Genomic DNA, 12,612 nt, shown 5'->3' with positions numbered 1-12,612 from the left:
GATCAGTATTTCTCAGAGTCGCTTAGAGCCTCCTCGATACTGAGCCCGATCACGACAACACCAATGGCCGCTTCGCCATTGCCAGATAACACCGGTGCACTGGCGGTGACCTGAAACCTCGCCGCTGAGGTGTCATAGCGAATTGGTGATATGTACAGCGGCCTGCCGGTATTGGCGCCCGGCGCCCGGCTCTCAATGACCCTCTGGAACTTTGGTTCGTCGCCCTGCCAGTAGTCGGAAGTGAGCCGGCTCATCGCGGCCAGGGTTCCCATGTCATTTACCAGCATCACTTCGGTGACCAGGCCCCGGTGTGATAGTTGCCAGGCCTGCAGTGCTTTAGAGCCCGGAAGTGCCAGGATCAACGCGGCCAGCTCCGGTGTCGCGACCGGTGACAAGGCCTGCCACTGACTGTCGATGGTCATTACATCGGTAAAACTTTCCTGCCTGGGGCCTGCATCAATGATCTGGCGGATGTCCAGAATGCTGTTCATTTCTTTGAGCAGGCGGCCTGATAGTTCCGTAATACGGCGTTCTTCCTCTTCGGACAGTGCAAGCTGACCGGCCATGCAACTGTTCAGAGTGCGGTTGAAAGTGCCGAGAAAATCCGGATAGTCGGAAACAAAGGCTTCGCTGAGGTACAGATAAAGCGGCGCGTAACGGACAAAATGGGCATTGAGTTGCGCGCCCTCCGAATCGTTTTCGTAACGGAGACGGTTCATGACGCGCTCATCCATCATTGCGGTATCGATTCGTCCCCGTTTGAGTAGCGCGAGCAACTGCGATGGCGAAGACACGCTCAAAAAAATGGCATAGCCGTTGGCTTCCAGCCAGGCTTCTTCGTTGCTGCCGGCCACTACTCCGATTCGCAGGTTGTTGGTGAACGCTTTATCGCCCCCGGTGAAAAAGTACCATTTCTCCAGAGCCACCGGATCGCTGCGTTCTGCTATGTTGTCGAGCTCTGCGGAGGGATCAATGGCAAAATAACCATCGATCATGTTGCGTTCCAGCGAGTGTATGGCGCGATTCTGGGGCGTAATCCGGATGCGTGTTGCCCAGCCAGCGCGGTTTGCAGCACAAACCACCGTGTCTGCGGTTTCGCCGGAAATTCGATTGGCTCCACCCTTCTCCTGGCTTGCCACCTGATAGGGTGGGCTTTCGAAGGTGTAGAGGTTCAGTGTTGGAGGCTGAGCCTGACACACGGTTGAATACAGTATTGTTGTCAGACTCAGAGCGAGTCGAAGGTTCATGGTGAAGGCAGCATCCGTGATGTGAACAATCCTTACGTCAGGCTAGCACCATTATGGGGCTTTTGCTGCACAACGTTAGGACATATTCTGATAGGCATGAATAACAACAAAGACCAACCAATGAATGAAAGAAAAGCATCGATCCTGGTAGTGGATGACGACGCTGCTATCCGTGAGCTGTTAGAGGAGCATCTGACCCGGGTAGGGTACGAGGTCCTGACCGCGGGCGACGGCGAACAGATGCGCCTGCAGCTGGACTCGGCCCACGTCGATCTGATTGTTCTGGATGTCATGTTGCCTGGCGATGACGGTTTCACTCTGTGCCGGCAGATTCGTGAACACAGTCGGGTGCCTATCATTATGCTCACGGCGAGCTCTGACGAAACCGACCGGGTTGTGGGCCTGGAACTGGGCGCCGATGATTACCTCGCCAAGCCCTTCAGTGCCCGGGAACTTCAGGCCCGAGTGAAAGCCCTTCTTCGCAGGGCGAGTTTCAGTCGATCCGACAATCCTCGCTACGTCATCTTTGATCGCTGGCGGCTGGATACCCTGGCCCACGAACTGATCGACGAGAATCAGCAGGGCACGGCACTTTCCGGTGCAGACTTCGCCCTGCTCCAGCTGTTTCTCCGTCATCCCAATGAGGTGCTGGATCGTGACACCATATCCGACGTTACCCGTGGCCGGGAGTCCATGCCCCTGGACAGGGTAGTGGATGTGGCTGTCAGTCGCCTGAGGCAACGTCTTGGCGATCAGGGCCGCAACCCCAGACTGATCAAGACAGTACGGGGCGCCGGCTACCTGCTGGCAGCAACGGTGGCCCATGTTTCGGAGTAGCGCGGGTGAATCGGAGAAGAAAAACTGGCGCTGGTTTCCCTCCTCACTGCTCGGACGGGTATTGCTGCTGACCCTGTTGGCAATGGCGAGTGCCCAGATCATTTCCAGCGCCGCCTGGATTGCCACGTTCCGGGCCCAGCAGGTTGAGGGGCTGGTGGCTACCACCCGCAACCTTGCGCAGTCGGCTGCGGCTACCGCGCAATTCTTCAACTCGCTCCCGCTGGAATACCGGCACATTGTGCTGGATCAACTGCGCGATATGGGGGGAACGCGGTTTTTTGTTTCGCTCAATGACAAGCTTATCAATATGGAGCCGCTACCAGACAGCGAGCGTAAGCGGCTGGTAACCGAAGAAGTCGAGCTGGTGTTGCGCAAACGGCTGGGAAACCGGATCAACCTGCATGTTGAATTCGTGGATCCCGCCAGTTTACGGATTCTCAACAGTGAATTGCCGCTGGATGCCCTGCCGCAATCCTGGGCCCACTATGCACTTACCCTGGAGCCTTTGAATCCGCCGGTTCTGGTTACCCAGGTCGAAGTCACAGACGGTGAGTGGCTGTACCTGGCGGCGGCACTGCCAGCCCCCTACGTGTCACTTGAGGATGAGGGGATACCAGGGCAACAGATCCTGTTTCTGGTGGTGATGATCGCCATACTGTTTCCAGTACTTGCGTGGCTTATCCGACAACAGACGCGGCCGTTGCGTAAGCTGGCCAAGGCCGCCCGGGATCTGCCCCTCGAGGATGATCAGCCACCTTTGGTTGAGAAGGGCAGTGCAGAGATTCTGGCGGTGACCCGGAGCTTTAATACCATGCGTCGCCGATTGCAGAGTTATATCAGCGACCGGAACCAGCTATTCCGTGCCATTTCCCACGACCTCAAAACCCCGATCACACGCTTGCGTTTGCGAGTGGATCTGATTGACGACGATGTTATGCGCGAACGCCTGGAGGCGGACCTCCATGAACTGGAATTGCTGGCGAAAAATGCCCTTCAGTCCATGAAAGACACCGATATACACGAGAACGCCGAGCCCGTGGATGTGGAGCGTATGCTCAGGGGAATGGCGGAAGCCTATCAGGGAGACGGGCCTGACCGGGTGACCGTGCAGGGCCATTGCCGGCCATACCGGGGCAAGCCACTGGCTCTGAAACGATGTCTTGGAAACCTGGTGGACAACGCCGTCAAGTATGGCGACAAAGCCATGGTGCGAATTGAAGACATGGCGGGCCAACTGGTGATCCACGTGGAGGATGAGGGCCCCGGTGTTTCCGAAGACCAGTTGTCCCGCATTTTCGAACCCTATTACCGGCTCGACAAAAATCAGCACCAGGGTTTTGGTCTCGGTCTGGGAATAGCCCGCAACATTGCGCAAAGCCACGGCGGTGAGCTGGACATCAGTAACCGTTCCGCCGGTGGGCTGCATGTAGAACTGACCTTGCCCCGCCACTGATAGCCCATGTAACAACCTTGTTACATGGGCATTTCCCTTTGATACGTAGCGTGTTCGTTTCTTGCCATAGACTCCAGAGTGCCAATAAAACAAAAACAAGGAGTCAAGAATGCTCAATGTTACCTATGGCACTACCCCTGCAAGAAAAACCTCAAGCGTACGCCTTTTAACAACCGCAGTTGTCCTGGCATCGCTGGGACTGACGGCCGGACAGGCACAGGCTCAGGACCAGAGCGTAGAGGACCGCCTCGCTGACCTCGAGGCAAGGCTGGCCGAAGTTGAACCGAAGGCCAATGGTCTGGAAGGTTTCTCCTTCAACACCTACGCCCGCTCTGGTCTGCTTCTGAACGGTGATCTGCAAAGTGCCCCGGGCGGTCCCTACCTGACCCCCGCGGGTTCCGTTGGTGGCGCCGTAGGCCGCCTCGGCAATGAACCCGATACCTACCTTGAAGCGATCCTGAACTACAAACAGGTGGCCGAGAATGGGACCAAATCCCACTACCGGCTGATGATTGCCGATTCCACGACGTCCTCGAATGACTGGACAGCCGGTGACGGCGCCCTGAACGTTCGTCAGGCCTATGTGGAATTCAGTAACCTGGCCAGCTTCTCCGGTATTTTCGAGGAGTCCGCGATCTGGGCCGGCAAGCGTTTTGACCGGGACCTGGACTTTGACATCCACTGGCTCGACAGCGACATCGTTTTTCTGGGTGGCCTGGGCGCCGGTGTCTATGACGTAACGTTTTCGGACAGCGTGAAATCAAACTTCTCCCTCTATGGCCGAAGCTTTCTGGAATTCCCTTCCGACATTCAGGACCAGGACATCACATCGGACACAGACAATCTGATCCTTACCGCCAATAACTACTTCGGTAACGTCCAGTGGCTGATCAATGGTATGAAGGCCCAGGAAAACGATCTGCGGGTGGTCGGTGGTGTCACGGAAGCTGCCGAGACCGGCCTGCACACCATGCTGGCGTACCACGGGGACAGTTTCTTCGGACTCTCGGACGGTAACTTCAAGGCCGCGATAATCCACGGCACCGGCCTGGGTGCCGAGACCAAGAACATCGGCGCCGATGGCGACCTGCATGAGGATGCAGTCAGCACCCGTGTGGCTGTCTACGGCACGACCTATCTCAGCGAAAACTGGCGGTTCGTGCCGGCGATTCTGGCGGAAACCAGTGAAGATCGTTACATCAAGGGCGACGAATACCAGTGGCTGACGTTCAATGCCCGTCTCGCCCAGGAGTTGAGTGCGAACTTTGAAATGCAGTATGAAGCCTCCTGGCAGACTATGGATCTCACCACTCTGGGCTATCAGGGGAGAAGTGCGGTGGATGGCGACTACAGCCGTTTTACTATAGCGCCCACCTTCAAGCCCCAGGTTGGCGGGTTCTGGAACCGTCCTGAAATCCGCGTGTTTGCAAGTTACTCAACCTGGGATGACGAGCTCGAGACATACGCTGCTGGCGATGCACTTGGCGTCGACAGTGATTTCGAAAGCGGTCAGTGGACCTTTGGTACCCAGATGGAAATCTGGTTCTGAACCTGATCAAGACAACAAAACAGGAAGGAATTGACCATGACTATGTTCAAGAAAACAATTGCTGCTGCAGCCGTATCTGCGGCGTTGCTTCCGGCCCAGGCCATTCAGGCCGGCGAAGTTGAAGTTCTGCACTGGTGGACCGCTGGCGGCGAAGCCCGCGCCGCGGCCGCGCTCAAGGAAATGATGGAAGAGCAGGGCCACACCTGGAAAGACTTTGCCGTGGCCGGTGGCGGCGGTGAAGCGGCCATGACTGTGCTCAAGACCCGCGCTGTCTCAGGCAACCCCCCGGCTGCCGCCCAGATCAAGGGCCTGGATATCCGGGAATGGGCCAAGCTGGGCTTTCTCACCAGCCTGGATGATGTGGCCGAGGCGAACAACTGGGACCAGTTGATTCCGCCGGTTATTGCCGATGTCATGCAATACGAGGACAGCTATGTCGCCGTGCCGGTGAATGTGCACAGGGTTAACTGGCTTTGGGCCAACCCGGAGGTACTTGAGAACGCAGGGGTTTCTGTGCCCAAGACCCTGGAAGAATTCTACGCCGCGGCGGAGAAGCTGGAAGCTGATGGTGTTATTCCGTTGGCCCATGGTGGTCAGCCCTGGCAGGACGCAACGGTTTTCGAAGCCGTGGCTCTGGCCGTCATGGGGCCGGAAGACTTCGCCAAGGCGTTTGTTGAGCACGACATGGACGTGATTAACAGCGCACAGATGGAAGAGGTCTTTGCCGAGTTTGCCAAGGTGATGAGCTACGTGGATGACAACGCAGCCGGACGTGACTGGAACACTGCCACCGGCATGGTCATTCGAGGCGAAGCGGCCATGCAGATCATGGGCGACTGGGCCAAGGGGGAATTCACCGCTGCTGGCCTGACTCCTGGCGAGGATTACATCTGTGCCCCGGCACCGGGTACTGGTGGTCAGTTCACCTTTAACGTCGACTCGTTCGCCATGTTCAGTCTCAGCGATGAGGACAACACCAAGGCGCAGAAAGACCTGGCTCGCACGATCATGGAGCCGGAGTTTCAGACCGTGTTCAACAAGGCCAAGGGCTCGATCCCGGTCCGTACCGACATGGATATGTCCGGCTTTGACACCTGTGCCCAGGCATCCATGGATACCTTCAAGAGCAGTGCTGATGATGGCGGCCTGGTGCCCAGCTTTGCCCACGGCCTGGCTACCACCAGTTACGTGCAGGGCCAGATTTTTGATGTTGTCACCAACTTCGTGAACTCCGATAACAAGGATCCGGTCCGGGCCACTGACCAGCTGGCAGCAGCTATCCAGGCGGCACTCTGATCCGGTAGGGGCCACCCGTTCGGGTGGCCCCCGATCCTCTCGGGAGACTCATCATGGAACACACTCAACGCCAACCCGCCAGGGTGGCCAGGGCGCCGTCACGCTTTCTCGACGCGTTGCAGCGCTGGCTGCCAAAGCTGGTTGTAGCGCCCACATTTGTCCTTATCGGTGTTGGCATATACGGCTACATGCTCTGGACCGGTGTGCTGTCGTTCACCAGCTCCAGCTTCCTGCCGGTGTATGACTTTGTCGGCTTCGATCAGTACGCCAAGCTGATGGCTAACGACCGCTGGCTAACCGCCTCCATCAATCTGGGCATCTTTGGCGGTCTTTTCATTCTCAGTTGCCTGGTTATTGGCGTGATACTGGCGATTTTCCTGGATCAGCGGATTCGCCAGGAAGGTGCTATCCGTACCATCTATCTGTACCCCATGGCCCTGTCGATGATTGTCACCGGCACCGTCTGGAAATGGATTCTGAACCCCAGCCTTGGGCTGGAAAAGCTGATGCACGACTGGGGTTGGACTTCGTTCAGTTTCGACTGGCTGGTTAGCTCGGACATGGCTATCTATACCATCGTGATGGCCGCGGTCTGGCAGGCCTCCGGCTTCGTCATGGCTCTGTTTCTGGCGGGGCTGCGCGGTGTGGATTCCTCCATTATCCGCGCCGCCCGGGTTGATGGCGCCAGCCTGCCGCTGATCTACTGGAAAATCATCCTGCCTTCCCTGCGGCCGGTATTCTTCAGCGCAGTGATGGTTCTGGCTCACATAGCCATCAAAAGCTTTGATCTGGTGATGGCGATGACCGCTGGCGGTCCGGGCTACTCCACCGACCTTCCGGCGGTATTCATGTATGCCCACACCTTCACCCGGGGTCAGATGGGCCTGGGGTCCGCCAGTGCCATGCTGATGCTGGGCGCCATTCTGGCCCTGATCGTGCCTTATCTGTATTCGGAACTGAGGGAGAAACGCCATGACTGATGTGGTTCGCACCGGCTTTCGTCCCAGCCGCGTGGCCATCTACGGGCTTTTGCTCCTGGCCGCCCTGGTCTACCTGATTCCGCTGTTCATCATGCTGGTGACCAGCTTCAAGACACCTATGGACATCCGAACCGGCAACCTGATGGCCCTGCCCACGGACTGGACCACCATTGGCTGGACCAAAGCCTGGTCCGAGGCCTGCACCGGTGTTCAGTGTGAGGGAATCAGCGGGTATTTCTGGAACTCGTTCAAGATGACCGTGCCCGCGGTATTGATTTCCACCTTGCTGGGTGCCTTCAACGGCTACGTGCTGTCCAAGTGGAAGTTCAAGGGCTCTGACCTGTTTTTCGGAATGCTGCTGTTCGGCTGCTTTGTTCCGTTCCAGGTGGTCCTGTTGCCCATGGCGGCAACCCTCGGAAAACTTGGCTTGGCCAATACCACCAGCGGCTTGGTGCTGGTGCACGTGATCTACGGGGTGGCGTTCACCACGCTGTTCTTCAGGAACTACTACGTGGCCATTCCGGATGCCCTCATCAAGGCCGCACGGCTGGACGGCGCCGGCTTCTTTACCATCTTTTTCCGCATTCTGCTGCCCATGTCCACACCCATATTCATGGTGTCGCTGATCTGGCAGTTCACACAGATCTGGAACGATTTCCTGTTCGGCGTGGTGTTCGCCAGCGGTGATAGCCAGCCCATCACCGTGGCGCTCAACAATCTGGTGAACACCAGCACCGGGGTGAAGGAATACAACGTGGATATGGCAGCAGCCATGATCGCGGCGCTGCCAACCCTGGTGGTCTATATCGTCGCCGGCAAATACTTCATCCGGGGCCTGACCGCCGGATCTGTCAAAGGTTGACCTGAGAGGATAACAATAATGTCTCAACTGGAACTGCGGAGCATCCGCAAAACCTATCCGGGCGTTGCCGAGGAAACCCTCAAGGGCATCGACATCGACATCGCTTCCGGTGAATTCCTGATACTCGTGGGCCCATCCGGCTGTGGTAAATCCACCCTGATGAATACCATCGCCGGCCTGGAGACCATCACCGATGGCTCGATAGTCCTGGACGGCAAGGACATCTCCACCATGGAACCAAAAGACCGGGACATCGCCATGGTATTCCAGTCTTACGCCCTGTACCCGACCATGTCCGTGCGCGAGAACATCGCATTCGGCCTGAAAATCCGCGGTTTACCCAAGCACGAGATTGATCAGGAAGTAGAGCGGGTGGCCGATTTACTGCAAATCTCCCAACTGCTCAACAAGAAGCCGGCAAACCTGTCTGGCGGCCAGCAGCAGCGGGTAGCCATGGGCCGAGCCCTGGCCCGCCGACCACGGATTTACCTGTTCGACGAGCCGCTCTCCAACCTGGATGCCAAATTGAGGGTGGAGATGCGCACCGAGATCAAGAAACTGCACCAGCGCCTGAAAACCACCATCGTGTACGTAACCCACGACCAGATAGAGGCCATGACCCTGGCAGACCGGATCGCCGTGCTCAAGGATGGTGAGTTACAACAGCTGGGTACGCCGAAAGAAGTCTATGACCGGCCGGAAAACCTGTTTGTTGCAGGCTTCATGGGCTCACCAGCCATGAGCTTTGTGCCGGTGACTGTGGAACAGGGGGAAGGTGGTCTTCAGGCGGAAGTGCGTGGCAATGATGGCCGGGCCTTGAAGCTGCCGGTGCCGGAATTCCTGGCCGACCGGGTTGGCAGAAAGGTGATTCTGGGTATCCGCCCGGAGCACATCACCCAGCCCCAGGATCAGAAGAACGACCAGACCCTGGTGGCGAAGGGCGAGTTCACCATTGAAGTGACCGAGCCCACCGGCCCGGACGTGATTGCTTTGATTCAGCTAAACGATACCAACGTTCATTGCCGGATTGATCCGGAACACCCGGTGACCTGGGGCGAGACTGCCGAGTTGATGTTCGATATGAAGAAGGTCGTGTTCTTCGATCCGGAAACTGAGAAGCGGATCGCCCCGCACTGATTGGCTGTTGCGGTTTTAAAGTTGCTCCACGTTCGCCAGCAGGTATTCGGCGCGCTGGAGCAGCGCTTCCCGTTTTTCGGGCTTCTGCTTGTCCCAGTTCCGGTACATCATGCCCATACGCGGGTTTTTGGCAAAGTCGTCCCGATGGCGATCGATGAAATGCCAGTACAGGGCGTTGAACGGGCACGCATCATTTTCAGTGGCCTTGTTTACCTTGTAGTGGCAGTTGGCGCAGTGGTCCGACATGCGCTGGATGTACTTGCCGCTGGCGGCATAGGGCTTTGAGCCCAGGTAGCCGCCATCGGCGTGCATCACCATGCCAAGGACGTTGGGCAGTTCCACCCAGTCGTAGGCATCGGCGTATACCGCCAGGTACCAGTCGCAGATCTCCTCCGGCTTGATGCCGGCCAGCAGCGCGAAGTTGCCGGTAACCATCAGGCGCTGAATGTGGTGGGCGTAGGCGTTTCGACGGGTGGCATCAATGGCCTTGTGCATGCACCGCATTTTCGTGTCCCCGGTCCAGTAGAACCAGGGCAGGGCGCGGGTGTTGCCCAGCCGGTTCTCCTGCGCATATCCCGGCATGTTCATCCAGTAAATGCCCCGAACAAACTCCCGCCAACCCAGGATCTGCCGGATGAATCCCTCTACCGCGTTGATCGGCGCTCGCCCTGAATACCATGCCTGGGCGGCCGCCTCGCAAACCGTCAGAGGATCCAGCAGCCCGGCATTGATATAGGGCGAAAGAATGGAGTGAAACAGCCAGTCCTCGGTATCGGAAATCGCGTCCTGATAATCGCCGAAACAGGGCAGGGCGAAATCAATAAAGTGTTCTAGCGCCGCCTGCGCGTCCTCGGCGGTCACGGCAAAATGGAAATCGTCGGTGGTGCCGAAATGATCGCCGAAATGCTCGTCCACCAGACCGATCACATCCCGGGTAATGGCATCCGGCTCTATCCGGAACGGCGCCGGGGCCGGCGGCTTGCCGGTCCATTTCTTCCGGTTGTCGGCATCAAAATTCCACTGTCCGCCCTCCGGTTCGCCCTCGGGGGTCATCAACAAACCGGTCTTGCGCCGCATCTCCCGGTAGAAGAATTCCATCCGCAACTGCTTGCGGCCTTCGGCCCAGTCGGCAAACTCCTGTTTGGATGCAATAAACCGTGTATCCGGCCGAATCTCCACCGGCACCCCGAGGCGTTCGTGCCAGCCACTGATCTGGTCATGCAGTCGCCATTCGCCACACTCGGTGGTGATTACTTTTTCCGCATTGAGCCGCTTCACCTGTTCGCCAACCACGGCCTCAAGGCTCTGGTGTTGGTTGTCCGGATGATAGGCCTGGTAATGAACCTGCCAGCCATCGCTCTCCAGTTGCCGGGCAAAGTGGCGCATGGCGCTGAACAGCAGCACGATTTTCTTCTTGTGGTGATTGGTGTAGCTCGCTTCCTCATGGACTTCGGCCATCACCACCAGATCCCGGTTGCGGTCGGCGTCTTCGAGGGCGCTGATGTCTCTCGTTAATTGGTCGCCGAGGATCAGAATCAGGTTAGCCATGGTGAAGATTTCTCCAGTCGATCAGGTTGCAGGAGCAATGACATCAGCCAATGCCCACAAAGGGGTAAACCAAGTACGCCAAGAGCCCAAGGGTGGTTCAGTAACCGGACTGGTAAACTGAAACCATCAGTCACCTGACCCGAATCAAAAAGCCAGCCAAGGGATTGCCCTAAAATGCCGGCAAATCCTGGATGCCCCGTTTTATCCCAGAGCGCTTATTATGACTTCCAACCCCGCACTCAAAGCCCAAGACTCAACACTGCCAGAGTTCATCTGGGATGACGCCCTGATTCGCCGCTATGACCTAAGCGGCCCGAGGTACACCTCCTATCCCACGGCCGTCGAGTTCAACCAGAACTACCCCATTGAGGACATGGTCAAAGCCGCGGCTCGCAGCAAGGCCAGTGGCCGGCCGCTGTCGCTGTACACCCACCTGCCGTTCTGTGCGCACCTTTGCTACTACTGTGCCTGCAACAAGGTCATTACCAAAAAACGCGACAAGGCGATGCCCTATGTTGAGCGGGTGCTGAAAGAGGCGGCTATCCAGTCAAAACTGTTCGGGGCCGACCGGCCAGTGACACAGCTGCATTGGGGTGGCGGTACCCCGACGTTTTTGCCTAAAGATGTGATGGAACACCTGATGGCGGGATACGGGGAGCTGTTCAACCTGCAAACCGGTGATGAGCGGGATTACAGTGTGGAAATTGATCCGCGGGAAGTGGACCAGGATACCCTGCCAACCCTTTGGAACCTGGGCTTTAACCGGATCAGTTTGGGGGTACAGGATGTAAACCCGGAGGTTCAGAAAGCCGTAAACCGCATCCAGCCCCGGGCCATGACCGAAGCCGTGCTCAGCGAGGCTCGGCGCATAGGCTTCCGTTCCATCAACCTGGATCTGATTTACGGCCTGCCCTATCAGACCCCGGAGAGCTTTGCGGAAACCCTGGAAGCGGTGATTGAGATGTCACCGGACCGGCTGTCAGTGTTCAGCTATGCTCACCTGCCGGACCGTTTCTATCCGCAGACCCGGATTCAGGGGGACACCTTGCCCAGTCCACAGCAGAAGCTGACCATCCTGCACAACACCATCAACCGCCTGCTGGACGCCGGGTACGAATACATTGGCATGGACCACTTCGCCAAGCCGGACGACAGTCTGGCCGTGGCGCAACGGGAAGGCCGTCTGCACCGGAATTTCCAGGGCTACACCACCCACTCCGAGTGCGATCTGGTTTCCCTAGGCGTTTCCGCGATCGGTCAGACGGACGATGCCTATTTCCAGAACAATCACGACCTCCCTTCCTGGGAGGCGGCCATTGATGCGGGCCAGCTGGCCATCACCAAAGGCGTCAACCTCACTCGGGACGACCGAATCCGCCGCTGGGTGATCGGCCAGCTGATTTGCCAGTTCCGGCTGGACCGTCAGCTGTTTGCAGATGTCTGGCAGGAAGATCTGAACCGGTATTTTGCCGATGAGCTCAGCCGTTTGAAGCCCATGATTCAGGATGAGTTGATTGCTGATGATGGCAATGCCCTTCAGGTTCAGCCCGCCGGCCGCCTGCTGATCCGGGCCATCTGCCAGATCTTTGACCTGTATCGCAAAGAAGGCGCCAGCCAGCGGTTCTCCCGGATTATCTGACAGTAGTTGCGAAGTCGGGGTCAGAAGAAAGCCTTCTTCCGACCCCATTTCCAGAGCCCAAAAA

The 12,612-nt window shown here is 57.6% G+C and carries 10 protein-coding genes; 8 read left to right on the top strand and 2 right to left on the bottom strand.

Annotated features, from left to right (window positions below):
• Nucleotides 1-2 precede the first annotated feature (2 nt).
• Nucleotides 3-1,247 (bottom strand): substrate-binding periplasmic protein, encoded by a 1,245-nt coding sequence (locus A8B84_RS16460; RefSeq protein ID WP_064227603.1) that lies wholly within the window; start codon nt 1,245-1,247, stop codon nt 3-5.
• A 120-nt stretch (nt 1,248-1,367) separates the two neighbouring features.
• Here A8B84_RS16460 and A8B84_RS16455 point away from each other — a divergent pair, with 120 nt between their 5' ends.
• From A8B84_RS16455 to A8B84_RS16425, 7 genes are all read left to right on the top strand, one after another.
• The gene (locus A8B84_RS16455) at nt 1,368-2,084 is read left to right on the top strand and encodes a response regulator (RefSeq protein ID WP_064227604.1); all 717 of its coding nucleotides are present in this window, start codon (nt 1,368-1,370) and stop codon (nt 2,082-2,084) included.
• The gene (locus A8B84_RS16450; RefSeq protein WP_064227605.1) at nt 2,071-3,537 is read left to right on the top strand and encodes an ATP-binding protein; all 1,467 of its coding nucleotides are present in this window, start codon (nt 2,071-2,073) and stop codon (nt 3,535-3,537) included. Before A8B84_RS16455 ends, A8B84_RS16450 begins: the two co-directional genes overlap by 14 nt.
• A 109-nt stretch (nt 3,538-3,646) precedes the next feature.
• The gene (locus A8B84_RS16445) at nt 3,647-5,086 is read left to right on the top strand and encodes a carbohydrate porin (RefSeq protein ID WP_064227606.1); all 1,440 of its coding nucleotides are present in this window, start codon (nt 3,647-3,649) and stop codon (nt 5,084-5,086) included.
• A gap of 36 nt (nt 5,087-5,122) precedes the next feature.
• Complete coding sequence (locus tag A8B84_RS16440; RefSeq protein ID WP_064227607.1) at nt 5,123-6,382, top strand: ABC transporter substrate-binding protein; 1,260 nt, start codon at nt 5,123-5,125, stop codon at nt 6,380-6,382.
• Nucleotides 6,383-6,435: 53 nt separating this feature from the next.
• Entirely contained in the window at nt 6,436-7,362 is a 927-nt protein-coding gene (locus tag A8B84_RS16435; RefSeq protein ID WP_064227608.1) for a carbohydrate ABC transporter permease, read from the top strand.
• Nucleotides 7,355-8,224 (top strand): carbohydrate ABC transporter permease, encoded by an 870-nt coding sequence (locus A8B84_RS16430; protein WP_014578203.1) that lies wholly within the window; start codon nt 7,355-7,357, stop codon nt 8,222-8,224. The genes A8B84_RS16435 and A8B84_RS16430 overlap by 8 nt, the downstream gene beginning before the upstream one ends.
• An 18-nt stretch (nt 8,225-8,242) precedes the next feature.
• On the top strand, nt 8,243-9,361 hold the full coding sequence (locus A8B84_RS16425; RefSeq protein ID WP_064227609.1) for an ABC transporter ATP-binding protein: 1,119 nt from the start codon (nt 8,243-8,245) through the stop codon (nt 9,359-9,361).
• Nucleotides 9,362-9,376: 15 nt separating this feature from the next.
• On the opposite strand, the gene A8B84_RS16420 is transcribed toward A8B84_RS16425, so the two are convergent.
• Nucleotides 9,377-10,909 carry a cryptochrome/photolyase family protein gene (locus A8B84_RS16420; protein ID WP_064227610.1) on the bottom strand — a complete coding sequence of 511 codons (1,533 nt, stop codon included), beginning with the start codon at nt 10,907-10,909 and terminating at the stop codon, nt 9,377-9,379.
• A gap of 220 nt (nt 10,910-11,129) precedes the next feature.
• Here A8B84_RS16420 and hemN point away from each other — a divergent pair, with 220 nt between their 5' ends.
• Nucleotides 11,130-12,548, top strand: coding sequence for an oxygen-independent coproporphyrinogen III oxidase (hemN, locus tag A8B84_RS16415; RefSeq protein ID WP_082905198.1), 1,419 nt, complete (start codon nt 11,130-11,132; stop codon nt 12,546-12,548).
• Nucleotides 12,549-12,612: the final 64 nt, after the last annotated feature.

The organism is Marinobacter sp. EhC06 (assembly GCF_001650915.1).
In the GTDB taxonomy this organism is placed as follows: Bacteria; Pseudomonadota; Gammaproteobacteria; order Pseudomonadales; family Oleiphilaceae; genus Marinobacter.
Note: the sequence above shows the minus strand (reverse complement) of the source record. Positions and strands in the feature narration are given on the sequence as shown.